Below are 18,697 nucleotides of genomic sequence, written 5' to 3' on the forward strand. Positions count from 1 at the left end.
TCCATTAACAAAATTTATATTTCCCGCTGCTATAGTACGTTGAAGGCTGTATCTCGTCAAAAATACGAACAGTAGCAATTTCAGTTCCAATCCATTATGCGATTGCATACGCAGGCAAACACATTGGCATTACATAATAACTAATATAAAGTAATGCGAAGTTATTACATTACCCATCACGGATGAAATATAAGTAGCCCAATGCAGTATATTGTTTTTAGTTTACGTAACGCGAGTATGCATACTCAACGCGGCTCATTCTGTGTTGGAGTGCCCTGCCCTCAAGGTAGACTATCGGTATCTGATCCACTTGCACTTATTGATGAAAATGGCGAACACGTTAAAGCGTCAATTGAAGTGCGTCACTTGTGGCACGATGGTTCAATTAAGTGGTTGTACATCACGGGTATAACGTCTTTATCGTTAAATGAAACTAGAAGTTACTTTCTTGAGTTAATAAAAACTGACCAGCCTCATTTCACTAACCCCGTTAAACTCATCAACTCGAGCGAACAAATAGAAATCTCATTATCAAACGGCAAAACAATAACGATTGAACACAATAAGCTTGGCGCGATTCACCTTAACAAGGAAGTATCAACGTGGTTAGCTCACTTTAACGATAATGAATACAATCCTTTGCCCCTTGCACATAGTAATGAGTTCAGTTATGAGGTGTTACGAAACCATTGCCACAATGTAGCAGTAAAAATTAAGCACAAAGGGCAGCTTGAAATACAAAACAAAGCGCTGGATATTGAGATTGAAAGCACAATTTTTTTAGCAGATGGTGACGTGCTAAGCGACATCACCATAACGAATCCAGCGGCATCTTTGCACCCAAATGGGCAATGGGATTTGGGCGACCCGTCATCGATTTACATTAATGAGCTGTCACTCGCGGTAAGCAAACAAGCGAGCACATTAATTGTGAACGATGAACTGAAACTTAATGCTCCCTTTACTAAGACGGTTATTCATCAGGCATCTAGTGGCAAAGCCCATTGGCAAAGCCCTGTACACGTTAACGCAGCAGACGAAGTGAATTTAGCCCATAAAGGGGGTAACGTTTATCGTAATGGCGAATTGGAGTTGGAAACTGAGCAATGCCAACCGCTCGCCACATTTGAATTGGAAGACAACGCCAGCCTTGCGCTTGAAGCCAAAGAGTTTTGGCAGCATTTTCCCTCAGTAATGACCGCCACAAAAAATAGTACATTCGTGAGCATACTGGGCGCTAAAGACAGTGAACCGCAAGAGTTACAACCGGGCGAGCAAATAACGCGCCGTATCACTTTATCAGCGGGCACACTTACAACCTTTGACGTGACACTTTGCAACGAGTGGTTTCAGCATTCTTCTTGCCTTCCGTTTGCGCCCTTTAATGCACCTAAAGAACTACAGCAACTCGTGAATAAAGGCATAGAAGGCGACAACTCGTTTTTTCATAAACGGGACGCTATAGACGAATTTGGCTGGCGGCATTTTGGCGAATTGTACGCCGACCATGAAAAAGCACTGGCACCTGATACGCCATTTTTTGTGTCGCATTACAATAATCAGTACGACCCCCTCTGCGGCATGCTGTATCAGTGGGCAGTAACCGGCGAGCAGCGTTGGAAGGAGCTTGCCGACAACTTAGCCAAGCATGTAGCAAATATAGATGTGTATCACACCACGCTAGATAAACCTGAGTACTCTGGCGGGCTGTTTTGGCATACCGATCATTATGTGCCTGCTCATACAGCCACACACAGAACCTACTCTAAGAACCAGCCCACTGGAGTATACGAAGACCACGCGGGCGGTGGTGGCCCGGGTGGGCAACATTGTTACACCAACGGGTTACTGCATCATTACCTGTTAACCGGCAGTACCACCTCGAAACAGGCCTTACTGACAATTTGCGGATGGATAGAGGGGTATTATGAGGGCGACGGCACGCTCTTAAATGCATTACTCTTAGTCAAAAATGCCGGCACAGAAGGTTTAAAAAACGTAAAAACTGGCCAATACCCTCTTGATAGGGGTACTGGCAACTACTTACAGGCCCTTATGGACAGATACGCGGTATTAAACGATACCAGCGACCTTAAAAAGTGTGCCCATATTATTAAGCACACGGTATCGCCAAGTGATGACATTACTCAGCGCCAGCTAAGTAACGTCGAGGCTACCTGGTTTTACACTGTCTTTTTCCAAGCGGTGTGCCGCTTTATTCAGGTAAAAGAGCAGCTTAATCAAAACGACAATGACTATTCCTATGCGGTATATTCATTAACCCATTACGTAAAGTACATGCTTGAGCATGAATATGCATATTTAGACAAGCCCGATATTTTAGAGTTTCCCAATGAAACCTGGACAGGCCAAGACTTGCGCAAACTTTGCTTATTCGCCTTTGCCAAGGCCTACATGCCAGCACTTGCAACAGCACTAGAACAAAAAAAACAAGGCCTGCAACAGCACATTATTGAAAGGTTACGTAACTCCAAAGAAAGCGAAACCACACGCCTATTATGCCTTATGATGCAAAATATGAATTTTGATGCCTTCGAACAAGCAGCATCGCCCACCACAGATTTTTTGAATACACTCTCACACGGGCGCTATATTAAAGGTAATAACACAGAAGGTCAGAGCACAAATGGCCACGGACCGTTTTCAGCTAATACAGAAAGCCTAACCACTTTCGGCTTGCGCACACTTCGTGGGTTTTCGCTGCGCAAAGAGCGCAGCCAAGCGGTTAAGCGATTCCCAAAACTTCAGCAATGGTTGGGTAAGCCATGATTGCCACAACAAGCCGTTTAATATTATGAATAGCAATATAAGCAGCCCTATTAGCAGCAGTACAAGTAACACTAACACGGACAAACTTGTCAGCTTTGTTATTCCTCATAAAGGCCGCGAGACCATGCTGCTTCAAACGCTGGACAGTATAAAACAGCAAACGCTAGACGCTGATAAATATGAAGTGATTATTGTTAGTCAAAACGAAAACGTATCGCACACCTTAGCCGAATACGAACGGCATTTCTCGCTCACGGTAATGCATAACGACGATGCAAACAGCATCTCACACTCTAGAAACATAGGGGCAGCGAAGGCTACTGGCACCTACTTAGCCTTTCTCGATGCCGATGTAAGCCTAGCGGCAAACTACGCCACCATCATGTTTCAAACGCTACAACAGACACCTTCACTCGCCCTTGCTGCTGCTATGCAAATAAACTCAGAACACGCTCCGCCTTTAGAGCGAATTAGAACAGCGCTAAGCAACGCGGAACTCGACACCACCGTTAGTTTTTTACCTGGGCGAAACCTCTTTTTACACCGAGACACGTTTGCCACCGTTGGCGGTTTTCCAGAACACCTGCTCACCTGTGAAGACTACTATTTTACCGGGCAAGTGAGTGAACACGGCGGTCTTTATTACACTTCTAAAACCCACTACGTGCATTTAGGAGAAGATAAAGCCTTCGGCCCCATGTTTAAAAAAGAAATATGGCGCGGGCAATCCAATATTGCATCAACAAGCGGCAGGCCCATTCCCCTTCGTGAGCTACCTAGTTTTATTGTCCCCTTCGCTGTCACCTTGGGCGTGTTATTTTTATTAATTTGCCTGCTGTATTCACACACTAACTTCGCTATTATGTTTAGCATAATCGCAGGAGCACCTCTTCTGGCGTATACATTTAGACTTAAAAAGCTGGTAGGCAAGACGGTATCGTTTTTTAATTGCCTACGCTTTTACCTTGTGTATTTTCCAGCAAGAGCCATAGGAACAGTATTGGGAGTACGCGGCGCGGTAACCACCAGCTCGCATAAATAATAATGAAAATATTGCAGTTTATATGTTCTACAGGGTTTTACGGCGCAGAGCGCTGGGTATTGGCGCTGTCTAAACACATGCCAAGCAACGTGACAAGCGAGCTGGCAGTAACATTAGAGCCGGGCACAGAAGACCTAGAGCTTGTTAAGCAATTTAAACCCATTGGTAAAACCCACCATGTTCCTATGCATGGGCGCTTCGATTTAGGCGCGGTAAAAAAACTGGCAGCCCTGATTAAAGACAACAACATCGACATAATTCACACCCATGGTTACAAATCAGATATTTTAGGGGTTATGGCCGCTAAAAAAGCAGGTATTCCCTGCGTAGTAACGCCCCACGGTTTTGAAAATGCGGCAGACTTAAAGCTTCGCCTGTTTATTTGGGCTGGCTGCCAAGCCATGCGATTTGCCGATAAAGTGGTTCCTCTTTCCAAGCAGTTACTGGCAGACGTGAAGGAATTTAACGTTGCCGAGCACAAGCTTGCCTACATTCAAAATGGTGTAGACCTTTCTGAAGTGGAAGCAGTGCGAGTAACAAAAACACCCAAGCCCCAAGACAGTGTAAAAACCATTGGCTTTGTAGGGCAAATGATCAGCCGCAAAAACATTACCGCCATACTCGACTGTTTCGATGCCTTGTATAAAAAACGACAAGACATTCGGCTGGTGTTTCTTGGTGATGGCGAAGACCGCCCTAAATTAGAGTCGTATGCCGATACCCTTGATAGTGAACACGCCATCTCATTTTTGGGCTTTAGGAACGATAGGCTAGAACAGCTTCGCGATTTTGATATGTTTGTAATGACCTCCACCCTAGAAGGCATTCCCCGCTGTTTAATGGAAGCCTGCGCCATGGAAATTCCGGTATCGGCGTACGATATTGCAGGCATCGACCAACTCATTACCCACAAAGAAAGCGGTTTACTTACCCCTTTGCATAACACCGAGCAATTGCAAAAAGATTGGGAAACCCTGCTAGACGATACCAACTACGCCCAGCGGCTCGCACAGAATGCCCGTACCTTTGTACAAGAGCACTTTTCGGCACAGCGCATGGCCGACGAATACTACGCCTTGTTTTCAACCATGTTAAACGAGAAGCGCCATGGGTAAACCCAACGTTTTATTTGTGCTAACCATAGACACGGAAGAAGAATGGCAGTGGAGCGAAGAATTTCCACAGCACGATTGTTCGGTACAAAACGTAAAACAGCTTCCTGCATTTCAAGCCTTTTGTGAATCGTTAGGCATAAGGCCCACCTATTTTGTTGATTATGCGGTGGCCAACGACGCGCAAGGCAGCCATATTCTTCGCGAATTTGTGCATACCAAAAAGGCAGAGGTAGGGGCCCATTTACACCCATGGTGTAACCCCCCGTATTTTGGTAAAACCACCGAAGCCGAAAGCCACGTGATTAATTTGCCAGAAGAACAAGTAGTACAAAAGCTAGATGAACTAAACCGGGTGATCAATGAAAAAATTGGGGTAACGCCACGTTCCTTCAGAAGCGGCCGTTGGGGTATGAAAGGTAAAACCCTTGAGCTGCTTGCCTCGAGAGGCATTACCGTAGACAGCAGTGTATATCCGTTTTACAAGAACGACTTTTTTCACTGCAAAGGTGCCCCTGTTACACCCTATTACCCAAGCTTCGATAACGCCCTTGCACCAGGTGAACAGCAAAATATTATGGAGTTGCCGGTAACGGCGGGGTTTAACGTAAAGAATTTTAGTAAGGCTGATAAAATTCACTCTATTTTATCAAAACCTCCATTCTCTACACTAAGAGCAGTAGGCCTTCTTTGGCATACTAAAATTCTTAAGAAAATATATTTAAGCCCTGAGCTATCTGATACAAAAAGTATGATTGAGCTGAGTGATACCTGTTTAAATAAGCAACACGATGTAATTCACATGTACTTACATAGTTCTAGCTTAATTGATGGCGTTACCGGGCTATTAAACGTAGACAATGCCCATGAGTTAATTTGCTCTCGCATCGAACAGTTTCTTGCGCACCTAGAAGCAAAGGCAAACGTTTCGTATTGCACTATTTCCGAGGCCGCCGCGCGACTTAAGGCAAAAGAGAATGCTGTAACAACACGGCTCCCGCGAGGACAGCATTGTGGATAACAACAGTGATGATCAAATAGTCATTCAGGTTGCATCGCTATCAGATGTGGCAGCGTGGGATACTTATGTAAGTGCACACGCACTTGCCTCTGCTTACCATAAATTTGCATGGCTAAATGCTGTAAAGCATGCTTACGGGCACAAAACATTAGGCCTGATGGCAATAAACCAGCATTCAAAAAAAATAGTAGGCGTATTGCCAGCAGTGTTAATGAAAACGCCTTTTTTAGGTAAACAAATATGCGCCTTGCCATATTGTGATGTGGGGTATGCCGCTGCAGATACACAGGCTATTGCAGAAGAATTACAACGTTCGTTAATACAACATATTGCAAAAACCGGCAGTAAAGCGCTAGAAATACGTAAAATAGGTACCGAGCCACAACCGCATAGTAGTTTAGAAAATCAGAAAGTAAGAATGCTACTGCCATTACCAAATACTAGTAAAGAACTACTAGCAGGCTTTAAATCTAAGCTTCGTAGCCAAATAAGAAAAGCAGAGAAAAACGGGCTCACCGTTTCACTTGGTACTGAGCAACCATTAATTAACGACTTTTATACGGTGTACACCAAGAACATGCGTGACTTGGGTTCGCCCGTGCACGCAAAAAAATGGTTTGAGCAAATAGTTAATACCTACGCAGAAAGCTGTATTCTCAGCGTAGTGTATAAAGACAACACCCCCATTGGTGGTGGATTAGTAATTAAGAATACTACCAATGCCTCTATTCCATGGGCTTCTACTCTGCGTGATTACAATAAACTGGCCCCGAATATGTTGCTATATTGGTCGCTGCTAGCGCACTGCGCAGATTCAGGTATTGAAACTTTTGATTTCGGCCGCTCTACCTACGAAGAAGGCACCTACAAATTTAAAAAACAGTGGGGAGCACAGCCCCAGTTATTAAATTGGCAGAAATTTGACCAACACGGTGTACTGATTAAAGAGCAGGTAGCAGCTACATCGCCTGGTAAACTGCGCCCCATTGCAGAAAATATGTGGCAAAAGCTTCCTCTTACGTTTACCGTAACCGTTGGTTCGGCAATCAGACCGCATATTAGTTTATAGGGAATAAGAAAACATGTGTGGCATTGCAGGTTTTAGTTTATTTAATTACAACGAAGGTGGTGAAAAGGCGCTGCACGACATGCATCACGCTATTTTGCACCGCGGACCCGATGCCAGCGGTACCTATCTAGATGAGCACATTGGTTTGTGTCATCGCCGATTAAGTATTCTGGATCTTTCAGAGGCGGGCAACCAGCCTATGTTCTCTGCCGACGGTAACTTAGTTATTGTATTTAACGGCGAAATTTATAACTTTTTAGAGCTACGCGAAAGCTTAGTGGCACAAGGCGTGCAATTTAAAAGCCACACCGACACCGAAGTTATTCTTGAGCTATATGCCCGCGAGGGCATTCAATGCCTTCAAAAACTGAACGGCATGTTTGCCTTTGCCCTATGGGACAAAACAAAACAAGAGCTATTTATTGCCCGAGACCGATTAGGCAAAAAGCCCCTTTACTATTTTTCTGACAATGGCCGCTTTGCCTTTGGCTCAGAAATTAAAGCCATTTTAGCCTTACAAGATATTCCCCGAGACATTCGCTTAGACGCCGTTTACGACTTTTTTGCCTACCAATACGTGCCAGACCCTAAAAGCATCTTTCAGCATATTCATAAACTGCCACCTGCCCATTACATGGTGCTGAACAAAGATGGCTTTACTATTACAGAATATTGGGATTTAAGCTTTAAAAACATCAGCACAGCCAGTAAAGATGCCAACAAGCAACAGCTAAAAGCGCTGTTAGAACACGTAACCAAACTGCGTATGATAAGCGACGTACCGCTTGGGGCTTTTTTAAGCGGTGGCGTAGACAGTTCAGGCGTAGTTGCCATGATGAGCGAGGCAAGCGAAACACCGGTAAAAACCTGTACCATCGGCTTTGATAACAAAGACTTTAACGAGGCGGACTTTGCCCGTGAAATAGCAGAACAATACAATACCGAACACCACGAATATACGGTGAATCAAAATGTTGCTGACAGGCTAGAGCACATCGTCAGCTTTTTTGATGAACCTTTTGCCGACCCATCGCTGGTACCTACGTATTTTGTATCAGAACTGGCAAGAAAGGCTGTAACCGTGGCACTAGCCGGTGACGGTGGTGATGAAATGTTTGCAGGGTACGAAAAATATACCACTGATAACATTGAAAATAAGCTACGCAATAAATTTCCAGAAAGCGTGCGCAAAACCCTATTCCCTACTCTGGCAAGCCTTGCCGGAAAAGTACCAGGCACAGTAGGCAAAAAAGCAAAATCGCTGTTAACTACCCTAAGCCACGACGCAGCTATGGGCTTTTACATTACCAACAGCATGATTACCGATGAAATGTGGAATAGCCTGGTAAAACCAGACGTAGCCGAAAAGCTGAAAGGCTATCATCCTAGCCACTACACTATCGATACGTACCACAAAGCCGATGGCCCCGATCATTTAAGCAAAATTTTGTACACCGACATTAAAACCTATATGACGGGCGATATTTTAGTAAAAGTTGACAGAATGAGCATGGCCAACTCGTTAGAAGTGAGGGCGCCCATTCTCGATTATCAAGTAGCCGAATTTGCTGCCACCCTGCCCTCTTCGCAAAAATATCGTGATGGGGAAAAGAAGTATTTACTGAAAGAGGTGTTTAAACCGTTTATTCCAGACTCGCTGCTGTATAGAAAGAAGATGGGGTTTAGCACACCGCTGGATGAATGGTTTAGGGGGGAGTTGAAAAATTTTGCAGAGACAGCGTTACTGCACCATAAAGCGGGGCTGTGCCAATTTTTTAGGCAGGACAGTATTGCTGAATGCTGGCGGCTGCATCAGACCGGAAAACACAACCACGGAATTGTGTTATGGAGCATGCTGATGTTTCAAATGTGGTTTAATCGTTATGCCGAAGCGCCGGAAGATCAATTACCATGAATGTAATGCACATAACCTACGACATGCGCATTGGCGGTACTGAAATGGTGATAAAAAACCTTATTGAAGGCAACGACGATACCAGTATAAACATGTCTATATTCTGCATAGAAGCGCCTTTAGGCCCTTGGGGTGATGAGCTTCAAGCATCGGGCATTACAATTACAACTCAGGCGCGCCAACCCGGGTTTGATGTAAAGCTGATTAGCGCAATAAGAAAACACATTAAAGTAAACCAAATTGATATTGTGCACTGTCATCAATATACCCCGTGGGTGTATGGTGCAATAGCTGCCGCTTTTACTGAAACCAAAGTGATTTTTACTGAACATGGGCGTTTTTATCCGGATTCTAAAAATTGGAAACGGAAACTTGTAAACCCTGTGCTGTTAGCTCTCACCTCAAAAATTACTGCAATTTCGAAAGCAACAAAGGATGCATTAACTGAGTTTGAGTTTATCCCAAACAATAAAATTGATGTTATATACAACGGAATTCAACCATTAGAAGTAACTACAGACAACGTAAACTCGTTGCGAAATACGTTAGGTATCGCTTCTGAAAGCTTAGTGCTAGGTACTATCGCTCGATTCGACCCCATTAAAAATCAGGTTATGATGATTAATGCATTTGCGAAGGCTACCGGTGTGCGAGATGACGTATACCTGCTTTTGGTTGGAGACGGGGAAATTCGCAATGAACTACAACAGCAAGTTGATAAATTAGGCATAAGCAATAAAGTAATTTTTTCCGGTTACATTGCCAAACCAGCTCACCATCTTGCGCTTATGGACATTTTTTTACTGTCGTCATTAAGCGAAGGAACGTCAATGACGCTTCTTGAAGCCATGAGTTTGGGTAAGCCATGTGTAGTAACTGATGCTGGTGGAAATGCTGAGGTTGTTACCCACAATATTAATGGTTTGGTGACTAATAATAACGATGTTGATAAATTCGCAAAGGCTATCTCATTTTTAGTAGAAAATAGCGCAAAACGAAATGAATTTGGCGAAAACGCAATACAACGCTTTAAACAGAGGTTTAGCGCATCAACAATGAATGAAACGTTTCGTGGCCAATATAAGCAACTTAAACCTTCAGTTCAGTGAGAATGTTACGTGAAAGATAAACAACAAGTAGAGCTCGTTTTCTCTGAAGTATTTCCCCCAATGCACGGTGGAAGTGGAAGGTGGTTATGGGAAGTATATTCACGCCAAGATGCGGATAAGTACATAGTGGTTGCTGGAAACACAGAGGGTGATTCAAACTTTGATAGTAATGCGAAGCTAACAATACACAGAATTTCGTTTGATTATAAATCTTGGTCTGATTGGGCGTTATTTTCTCTAGGCGGCCTTATTTTTTATACCAAACTTTTTCTAAAACTTAGGAAAATTATAAGGCAATACGATGTAACGGCAATTCATTGCGGGCGATGCATTCCTGAAGGCTTTGTTGCCATGCTGTTCAAGCTTTTTAAAGGTATTCCTTATTATTGCTATATACATGGTGAAGATATTGAGAATAGTGCGACTAGCCGAAGCATGACTGCGATGCTACGGCCGGTGCTTAAGCGAGCAGACCTTCTCATTTGTAATAGTAAAAATTCACATCGCTTGCTGCTTGAACATTGGGATGTTCAAAAAGATAAATGCTGTATTGTTAATCCTGGGGCGAATACATCTGCATTCGTACCAGCCCCCCGTTGTGAATTTACTCGCGAAAAGCTTGGATGGACAGACAGGTTTGTTTTAGTGACTGTTTCAAGACTAGAGGAACGCAAAGGCCACGATATGATGGTTAAGGCCATGGCAGATATTGTGAAAAGCGTTCCCAATGCATTGTATGCCATTATTGGCAGTGGCCCACGTATAGAATGTTTAAAACAACTAACCCACGAACTCAATCTTCACGATAACATTCGATTTATGCCCAATGTCAGCGATGAGGATATGGTTGCCTGCTATCAGCAAGCGGATGTTTTTGTATTACCCAATCGCGATATCGGCCGTAACATCGAAGGTTTTGGTATAGTAATGATTGAAGCGCAGGCGTGTGGCATACCCGTTATTGGTGGTTTATCTGGTGGTACACCCGAAACACTCATAAACGGTAAAACAGGTTTCAGCCTGAACTGTAGTACTCCTGATGCGTTAGTAGAGCATGTGACCCTACTGGCAAATAATACCGAAAAAAGAAAGCAAATGGGCGTAGACGCGCGAAAACATGCCGAGCAGTTCGATTGGAAAATAAAAGGCCCCGAAGTCATACGTAAAATAGAAAGCATGGAGCATGGCAAGTGATATCTGCACTGCTCTATCTCATTCCATTTTTGACAGGGCTAGCCATGTCACTCAGACATGGCCCTATTCTTATCTTTATGGTTTATCAATTGGACTACTTTTTAAATCCACAAAACAAATGGTGGGGAAATTACCTTCCATTTTTGGGAGCACAGTTCTACTTAGTACTCACCATGCTAATTGTGTTTTTTATCGGCATTGGTAAGTACTGGCCAAACAAATATTTCAAACACCCTCAAATTGCTTTTATGTGGCTAACAATAATATGTTTTTGTGCTGCTTACTTTAATGCCCCGTTTGTGGAATACCACATATCATCAATGGACGCATTTCTTACAATTGGGGTTGTAACGTTGTTAATGGTTAAATTATGTGCGGAACAGAAACACATCTACTGGATAGTAAACACGTATTTGTTCAGTGCTTTTCTCCTTGCATTTTACATGTATGGCTGGGGAAGAGATACCACGGGTAGACTATCTGGCGTGGGGATGGTAGACGCACCAGACTCCAACTTAGTAGCAGCGGCGATTGCACCAACCATTGTAATATTTATAGCGAAGCTGATAGCCAATAAATCACTAGTAACACGAGGAGTATATGCGGTGGGCTTAGTATTTTCGCTAAACTCACTCATTTTGATCAATAGTAGAGGGGCCTTTTTAGGCGTTGTGGCGGGAGTTTCTTACTTTATATTCATCAGTTTTAGAAACAGAACTTTTACTGCAAAACAAAAAGGAACGATTTTTATTGGAATGATGCTTTTCTTCGGAATTTTTCTTCGGTTAGCTGATGACACCTTCATCAATCGAATGATGACGGTTCAAGAACAGGTAACCTTAAATGAAGAACAAGAAACAGGTTCTACACGCGTATTTTTTTGGCTTGCTACTTTAGAGATGGCAAAAGACTTCCCCTTTGGGGCGGGAGCGGGGGCTTTTCAGTTTTATGCCCCTAACTATTTGCCTGAGCACGTCAATACCGGAAGTTCAAGAAACAGAGCAGTGCATTCTACTTGGTTTGAAACCCTTTCCGAAGCTGGAATACTAGGTCTATCTTTTTTTTGTTTGATGATCTTTTACACACACACTTCCTTCACAAGGGTAAGGAAGTATCTTTGGGATATAAAGGATTTTCTGAATAGCGCAGTAGTCCTTTCCATATCTAGTGGTTTTTTAACCTTTGTTGTCTCAATGACTTTCATCAATAGGCAAAGAGCAGAAATATTATATTGGTTTGTAGCTTTATCTTGTTGCTGTGTTAACTGCTATCTAACTAATGCCAAAAACAAACAGCAAAAATAATCGTCTATATTGGCAATAACCTGTGAGAACTTCATTACTATGCTCATTCGAAACATAAGACAAAAGATAAACACAATTTTTTACAATCAAGTTGCAGCAAATGTGCTTCAAACCTCCCCTGTAGATCTGGCAAGTAACTCAGATACCGTAGTCGTTTCTCAGCTTTACCACAACGCATTATATATGAGCATAGTGGCTTTAAAAACTTTCATATTAAATTTTGGAAAGTGCGATTTGCATATTATTAATGATGGCTCTTTGACTGAGTCTGATTTAAACCTGCTAAAAGCGCACTTCCCCAATTGTACTATCGTTAACTTTTCCGATATCAATATGAATGGTTGCCCAAGCGGTGGGTGTTGGGAAAGATTATGTTATATCCTAAGCATTAATCGTGAAAAATATGTAATTCAAGTAGATACTGATACTTTAACAACTAACGCTATTCAAGAGGTTATAGAAGCAGCACGCAGCAATATAGCTTTTACTATCGGAGACCCAAACTTTATGCAACCTATGTCTCTTGAATCATTAAGGAAATTCGCAGAATCTAAGAATAGTTTGCTTATCCAGCACATCGCTGAAGCACAATTAATAAAGATTAAAGGTTTATCATTGAATTCCTATATTAGAGGTTGTGCCGCATTTACGGGGTTTCCACAGGGTACCGACTTAATTACAAGGGTAAAAACTCTATCGACGCAAATGGAAAATATTTTAGGCGACCGTTGGCTCGAATGGGGCAGCGAGCAGTTTGCGAGCAACGTGATGATTTCAAGCTGCCAAGATAGCTTTGTACTTCCATGGCCCAAATATCAAAATTACGGTTATCCCCCCCATAAGGGAAGCGAAGAAGAGGTAGCGGTATACCATTTCATAGGCAGTAACAGGCACTCAGACTCGCATATAACCAAAAAAACCAAAGAATGGTTAGCGATACACTCTAACTAAACTTAAGTACTACACGCTTTAATGAGACCAAAATGGTTAAAAATTTATTTAAAAGTTTTATTCTTAAATGTTTAACAAGCTATGATATCGCTCATGAGCTAAGAAAAAACGTGTATGGGAATACGAGCCATGCTCCTTTATTAGATAATTTTGCTAATCCATATAATACAAACCTGCCAAGTCAACACAAGCAGAATGCCCCTATCTTTATTACAGGGCGATTTAGAAGTGGCTCATCGACACTGTGGAATATGTTTCGACAAATTAATTCATGCACTTCGTATTATGAGCCACTTAATGAGAGGCAATGGTTCTCTTCCAAGCACCGCGGCAACAATGTCGATGAGACCCACCTGAATGTAAAAAACTATTGGACAGAATATGAGGGGCTGGAATCATTATCACAGTATTTTGAAACCAATTGGTCTTTCACAAATTTACTTATGGATGAGAGAGCAAATAACCCAAAGATGAAAATGTATTTGAGTCATATCATAAGACATTGCAATAACCGTGCAATCCTGCAATTTAATCGTGCTGACTTTAGGCTACCATGGTTGAAGAAAAATTTTCCCACAGCTCAAGTTATACACCTTTATAGGAACCCCAGAGATCAGTGGCTATCATTCTTAGGCAATAAAGAACTAATGAATAAAAACGATGTTGAGAATACATATGTTGATAAATTTTATCTAGATACGTGGTGCCGTGATTTAGAGAAAGCCTATCCAATGCTTAATAGCTCTAGTAATTCTCATCCTTACAATAGGTTTTATACACTTTGGAAGCTCTCATTTAACCATGGGCGTACTTATTCTGACTACTCAATATGTTTTGAGGATTTGATTAGAGACACTTATAAGACTTGGGCCAATTTAACTGACTTTTTAGATTTAGCTCTTACAGAAGAGCAATATTTGCAATGTACATCTGTTGTTGAGTCTGTTGAGCTGGAAAAATGGAAGAAGTATGCCGATGAAGAATGGTTCTTGTCGAAAGAACGAGAAGTTGAAAGCCAGTTAGAGTTGCTTTGAGTAACATAAACAACATCGCTCTTCACACACTAATACAGATGAGAAAATGACCTTGAAGCATAAACTATGGATCTGAAGCTAAAAGTTTTAAAAGGATCTTTCCTATCGCTTACCATTCAGTGGATTTCGAGAACAATCGGCGTGGTTAGCACGTTGATATTAGTAAGATTACTCTCTCCGGAAGACTTTGGAATTGCAGCCCTTTCAACACTAGTAATGATGTTCTTCCTCTCTCTGAGTCAATTTGGAGTTTCGCAGTACATAATAAAAACCAAAAACATATCGACTCAGCAAGTTAACAGTGCTTGGTCTATTCAACTGATATTAAACGTTTTTGTTTCAATAATAGTTTTTCTTTTGAGCACTCATATTTCGCTTTATCTAGATAGTGATAAACTCATAGACGTGCTCAAAATTACTTGTCTTATGCCTATTCTCAGTGGATTAGTTAACCCTGAAATATACATCGCTCAAAAGAACCTTGAATTCGGGAAAATTAGCTTAATTGAAGTAATTTCTAAAATTATATCTACTCCAATAACCGTATCTTTAGCATTTATTGGACTTTCTTACTGGGCACTTGTTTATGGTACGCTAATCCACGCTCTACTAAAACTCTTGTCGAGCTATGTTTTATTTAGTGAAAAGCCTAAAATTTCTTTTAGGTACAGCACTGAAATTTTTTCTACGAGTAAATGGATGCTTGTTAATTCTATAACGAGCTTTGCTAGGGTAAATGTAGAAAAAATAATTATTAATCAGAAATTTGGTGCAAAAGGCGTTGGCCTTTATGACACAAGTAAGGAAGTTGGCCATATACCGCTCACCGATATAATTTTGCCAGCTTCTAACCCAATATTGGCCGGTGTATCACAAGCATCTGACGACTTACAAGAACGATGGGCCGCGTTAATGAAGTATCATTACGTGTCAATATTTTTTATATTACCGTGCATCTTTGGCATCTTTTTACTTAGTGATGTTTTTGTTAAATGTGTGTTGGGAGATAGTTGGTTAGAAGTTATACCGATTGTTGGGCCTATGTCGGTTCTTATGGTTGTTTATCTCATTTATAACATTTGCCGAATGCTTATGATATTTTCAAATGATATGAAAATATTGTCAATAAGTGACATCATTTCGATTATCGTAATGGTTATGATATTAACCACTCCTATTTTTTCATCATTAGAATTTTTAATTATTGGTAGAGTGGGGATCGGTCTTATTTTTTGCGTATTATTGTTGATAATAATAATGGTAAAAAACAATTGTGAACTCAGAAGTATATTACAACTTTATATAATAGTATCCATACTGTGCGTCCCCCTTGTACTAGTCGTCTTTTTCACAAGGGAGTATATCGCTTTTCCAAATGATTACATTGAGCTATTCTTGTGTGTCTTTATTGGTTCAATCACCTACATAGCAACATACCTAATCGCTTCAAAATGGATATCGAAAATCAATCTCTACTTCAACTTCTTTGATTCACTTATCGCACTTCTTTTTCAAAATTTGAAGAATAAATTTTAACTTTTAAACGGTAAAAAAGCCGACGGAATTAATTGAACTATGAAATACTGTTTATACGAATACAAAAACTCTGACAACCTAGGGGATGAAATACAAAGCATTGCCGCAAGACAATTTTTACCGAGCGTTGACTTTTTCGTTGACAGAGATAATTGGGATAAGACAAAGATAAATGAGCCCTCAAGACTAATTGCCAACGGTTGGTATACACACAATAATAAAGAGTGGCTGCCTAAAAATAAATTTATAACTCCTTTGTTTATATCATTTCATATTACTCCAAAGTCGAGGGAATTATTTTCAAATAAACAAACTCTTGCCTTTCTCGAGAAAAATGGACCAATAGGATGCCGTGATTTTGCCACTAAGGAGTTTTTAGAGTCACATGGCGTCAGCGCATATTTTTCGGGGTGCTTAACGCTCACATTGAAGAGAAAAACTAACATCGCAAGAACTAACAATAATATACTGGTTGATATACCCGAGTATATAGCTCGAGAAATGCCTTTTGAATTAAATCAAAATGTTACAAAGATAAATCAGTACTTCGACCCGACTCTCAAGTTTTTACTTAGAGTTGAAAACAAAATTGGCTTACCATTAAGCAGAGGCCTAGCATTTACTCGAGCGCAACGCCTTCTTGATAGATACTGTGCAGCCAACTCTGTGATTACGCAAAGGTTACACTGTGCACTTCCTTGCACCGCTATGGAAGTCCCAGTGGTATTTTTAGTACCTCACTATAAGGATGCGAGATATAAAGGTCTTATCACGCTTACAAATCACTTAAGTTATGAGGAGTTTTTAGACGCTCCGGAAAAGATTACGCTGCTTAATAATAAGAATTCAGAAGGTTCAGAAGTATTGCGTAATAAGTTGACCAAAATCTGCGAAAACTTCGTTGCAGATGGGACAAGACCTGAGTGCAAAGACCTAGCCTAAATTTTAGCCTAAGGGGACGTTTGTATATGTTTGAGAGAGAATTTAATGAGTATTAAATTACCGTGGCGAATAACAAACCTTTATGAGAACATAATCAATTCTTTGTTCTGGTGTAGGTCTATAATTTTCAGCGTTTTCTTTAGAAAAGCAAAACACAGAATATTTTTCAACTGCGGCTTTCACGGTAAAACTGGTGGCGCAATAGCAATCACATCAATTGCAAATATGCTTTCAGAGCACTTCGAAGTTTTCTTTCTATCTCGACCTACAAGCCCTCTTAATCGCTATCTGAACCCTAAGATAAGGTTAACCCAAACAGTAAGTTATACGATGGACCTTTACATTTGTGACTTGAGCAGTGATATTGAACTTTTATTAAAGCTAAAATCGCGCAGAAATACCGTTATTGTTAGCTGTCATGGGATGCCTAAAGCTTCGCAGAAACTGCCTATTGAAAGGGTTTATCGTTGTCTCAATATAGCGGACATGGTTCATTTCGTAAGTAGTGCACAGCAAGCCGAATTCAATTTACCTGCACATAGACATAAAGTTATCGCTAATACCTGCCACAAAATTATAAAGACTACCAATACCAAAAACGCAGGTGTTGTGGGTAACCTTGATCTACCCGAAAAAGGAGCTAAAAATTCAGTCAATATAGCTTTAGCGTCAAATGCAGACTATATCCACCTTTGGGGAGTAGAGAAAACCAAGTGGCCACAGTCTAAGGTCTGTACTCATCCTTGGGAACATGATAAGAAAAAAATTTACAATTCATTTGACGTTTTAGTGTTTATGAGTGAATCGGAAACTTTTGGTTTAGTTGTTATAGAAGCAATAAGTGCTGGGATCCCTTGCTTATTATCGCCGATTCCGGCCTTTCGACAGTTTGAAAATGTCCCAGGAATAATAATAGTAGACAATCCGGAAGACATAGTAACGAATAGTAAATATCTTAATTATCTGTTAGAAAATAAATCTAACTTTTCAACAGGGCTAACCAGTTTTTATATGGATACCTACTCAATTAGAGCAACTCAACTAAAATGGAAGAATTTTGCTACGAAATTGATACAACGCAATAGCTGCTAAGGCGTGTTGAACTTTCGTGATTAGTTTTTGAACAGCATGGTAAAGAGTTATAATTTACTTCGCCAAAAGTAAAAGAACAACGTAACCGATCATTTTAGACCGTTCTTGACCGCCTGACTAAGATCGAGTTTAGCAACGCTAACCGCAGTTACTATGCCAGCCGGCACCTTGTGATGCGTCTTGCCATTGTCCACTTCCCCTTTAATGAGACAGTTTTCTTTGTTGAAAACCTTACTATTAAGCAGCCGGTTTTATTATGACTACGTATGGTGCTAACGTCGCTTACACTTCAGCGCATTACAGGCCATCATCGACTACAAAAAAGCCAACTCAATTGTGTCCGTCCGGTAATCCCCACATTCAATTTATAAGTTAGCTACGGCATGGTGTTCTCTTTGCAAAGGAGAATGACCATGCAGCAATATCAACGAAGAGAAGTTCAAGATTGGCTCAATTTATTTGAGCAACAAAAAGAAAGCGGACTCACGGCCGTAGAGTTTTGTCGCCAGCAGCAGATTAACGTTCTATAGAACGTCAACTGTCTTGACCGGTCCGGCGTCAATTATCTTGACCGGTTGTCGCTGAG

Annotated in this window: 15 protein-coding genes; all 15 read left to right on the forward strand. The window is 41.2% G+C overall.

Features of this window, described 5'->3' with window-relative positions:
* The first annotated feature begins 201 nt into the window (after nucleotides 1-201).
* The 15 genes from ACOJR9_RS13455 (at nucleotide 202) to tnpA (ending at nucleotide 18,641) form a co-directional block, all read left to right on the forward strand.
* A complete protein-coding gene (locus ACOJR9_RS13455; RefSeq protein WP_420933450.1) occupies nucleotides 202-2,790 on the forward strand; it encodes a hypothetical protein in 2,589 nt (862 codons plus the stop codon).
* 25 nt (nucleotides 2,791-2,815) lie between these two features.
* On the forward strand, nucleotides 2,816-3,832 hold the full coding sequence (locus tag ACOJR9_RS13460) for a glycosyltransferase (RefSeq protein WP_420933451.1): 1,017 nt from the start codon (nucleotides 2,816-2,818) through the stop codon (nucleotides 3,830-3,832).
* Between the two features lie 2 nt (nucleotides 3,833-3,834).
* Entirely contained in the window at nucleotides 3,835-4,947 is a 1,113-nt protein-coding gene (locus tag ACOJR9_RS13465; protein WP_420933452.1) for a glycosyltransferase, read from the forward strand.
* On the forward strand, nucleotides 4,940-5,965 hold the full coding sequence (locus tag ACOJR9_RS13470) for a polysaccharide deacetylase family protein (RefSeq protein WP_420933453.1): 1,026 nt from the start codon (nucleotides 4,940-4,942) through the stop codon (nucleotides 5,963-5,965). The genes ACOJR9_RS13465 and ACOJR9_RS13470 overlap by 8 nt, the downstream gene beginning before the upstream one ends.
* On the forward strand, nucleotides 5,958-7,034 hold the full coding sequence (locus ACOJR9_RS13475; RefSeq protein ID WP_420933454.1) for a GNAT family N-acetyltransferase: 1,077 nt from the start codon (nucleotides 5,958-5,960) through the stop codon (nucleotides 7,032-7,034). Before ACOJR9_RS13470 ends, ACOJR9_RS13475 begins: the two co-directional genes overlap by 8 nt.
* Before the next feature lie 13 nt (nucleotides 7,035-7,047).
* A complete protein-coding gene (gene asnB / locus ACOJR9_RS13480; RefSeq protein ID WP_420933455.1) occupies nucleotides 7,048-8,949 on the forward strand; it encodes an asparagine synthase (glutamine-hydrolyzing) in 1,902 nt (633 codons plus the stop codon).
* Nucleotides 8,946-10,058, forward strand: a complete 1,113-nt coding sequence (locus tag ACOJR9_RS13485; protein ID WP_420933456.1) for a glycosyltransferase family 4 protein — start codon at nucleotides 8,946-8,948, stop codon at nucleotides 10,056-10,058. The genes asnB and ACOJR9_RS13485 overlap by 4 nt, the downstream gene beginning before the upstream one ends.
* 9 nt (nucleotides 10,059-10,067) lie before the next feature.
* Nucleotides 10,068-11,252 (forward strand): glycosyltransferase family 4 protein, encoded by a 1,185-nt coding sequence (locus tag ACOJR9_RS13490; protein WP_420933457.1) that lies wholly within the window; start codon nucleotides 10,068-10,070, stop codon nucleotides 11,250-11,252.
* Nucleotides 11,249-12,556 carry an O-antigen ligase family protein gene (locus tag ACOJR9_RS13495; protein ID WP_420933458.1) on the forward strand — a complete coding sequence of 436 codons (1,308 nt, stop codon included), beginning with the start codon at nucleotides 11,249-11,251 and terminating at the stop codon, nucleotides 12,554-12,556. The genes ACOJR9_RS13490 and ACOJR9_RS13495 overlap by 4 nt, the downstream gene beginning before the upstream one ends.
* A gap of 39 nt (nucleotides 12,557-12,595) precedes the next feature.
* The gene (locus ACOJR9_RS13500; protein WP_420933459.1) at nucleotides 12,596-13,507 is read left to right on the forward strand and encodes a hypothetical protein; all 912 of its coding nucleotides are present in this window, start codon (nucleotides 12,596-12,598) and stop codon (nucleotides 13,505-13,507) included.
* 32 nt (nucleotides 13,508-13,539) lie between these two features.
* On the forward strand, nucleotides 13,540-14,541 hold the full coding sequence (locus ACOJR9_RS13505) for a sulfotransferase (protein ID WP_420933460.1): 1,002 nt from the start codon (nucleotides 13,540-13,542) through the stop codon (nucleotides 14,539-14,541).
* A gap of 66 nt (nucleotides 14,542-14,607) precedes the next feature.
* Nucleotides 14,608-16,077 (forward strand): oligosaccharide flippase family protein, encoded by a 1,470-nt coding sequence (locus ACOJR9_RS13510; protein ID WP_420933461.1) that lies wholly within the window; start codon nucleotides 14,608-14,610, stop codon nucleotides 16,075-16,077.
* Between the two features lie 39 nt (nucleotides 16,078-16,116).
* On the forward strand, nucleotides 16,117-17,019 hold the full coding sequence (locus tag ACOJR9_RS13515) for a polysaccharide pyruvyl transferase family protein (protein ID WP_420933462.1): 903 nt from the start codon (nucleotides 16,117-16,119) through the stop codon (nucleotides 17,017-17,019).
* 45 nt (nucleotides 17,020-17,064) lie between these two features.
* On the forward strand, nucleotides 17,065-18,111 hold the full coding sequence (locus ACOJR9_RS13520) for a glycosyltransferase (protein ID WP_420933463.1): 1,047 nt from the start codon (nucleotides 17,065-17,067) through the stop codon (nucleotides 18,109-18,111).
* A 413-nt stretch (nucleotides 18,112-18,524) separates the two neighbouring features.
* Entirely contained in the window at nucleotides 18,525-18,641 is a 117-nt protein-coding gene (gene tnpA, locus ACOJR9_RS13525) for an IS66 family insertion sequence element accessory protein TnpA (protein WP_420933464.1), read from the forward strand.
* The last annotated feature ends 56 nt before the right edge of the window (nucleotides 18,642-18,697 follow it).

Source organism: Alteromonas ulvae (assembly GCF_048987005.1).
In the GTDB taxonomy this organism is placed as follows: Bacteria; Pseudomonadota; Gammaproteobacteria; order Enterobacterales; family Alteromonadaceae; genus Alteromonas.

Coding starts and splice junctions, on each gene's coding strand:
- ACOJR9_RS13470 (WP_420933453.1), top strand. CDS start 4,940: ATGGGTAAACCCAACGTTTTATTTGTGCTAACCATAGACACGGAAGAA.
- tnpA (WP_420933464.1), top strand. CDS start 18,525: ATGCAGCAATATCAACGAAGAGAAGTTCAAGATTGGCTCAATTTATTT.
- ACOJR9_RS13505 (WP_420933460.1), top strand. CDS start 13,540: ATGGTTAAAAATTTATTTAAAAGTTTTATTCTTAAATGTTTAACAAGC.
- ACOJR9_RS13500 (WP_420933459.1), top strand. CDS start 12,596: ATGCTCATTCGAAACATAAGACAAAAGATAAACACAATTTTTTACAAT.
- asnB (WP_420933455.1), top strand. CDS start 7,048: ATGTGTGGCATTGCAGGTTTTAGTTTATTTAATTACAACGAAGGTGGT.
- ACOJR9_RS13515 (WP_420933462.1), top strand. CDS start 16,117: ATGAAATACTGTTTATACGAATACAAAAACTCTGACAACCTAGGGGAT.
- ACOJR9_RS13485 (WP_420933456.1), top strand. CDS start 8,946: ATGAATGTAATGCACATAACCTACGACATGCGCATTGGCGGTACTGAA.
- ACOJR9_RS13510 (WP_420933461.1), top strand. CDS start 14,608: ATGGATCTGAAGCTAAAAGTTTTAAAAGGATCTTTCCTATCGCTTACC.
- ACOJR9_RS13465 (WP_420933452.1), top strand. CDS start 3,835: ATGAAAATATTGCAGTTTATATGTTCTACAGGGTTTTACGGCGCAGAG.
- ACOJR9_RS13455 (WP_420933450.1), top strand. CDS start 202: ATGCAGTATATTGTTTTTAGTTTACGTAACGCGAGTATGCATACTCAA.
- ACOJR9_RS13520 (WP_420933463.1), top strand. CDS start 17,065: ATGAGTATTAAATTACCGTGGCGAATAACAAACCTTTATGAGAACATA.
- ACOJR9_RS13460 (WP_420933451.1), top strand. CDS start 2,816: ATGAATAGCAATATAAGCAGCCCTATTAGCAGCAGTACAAGTAACACT.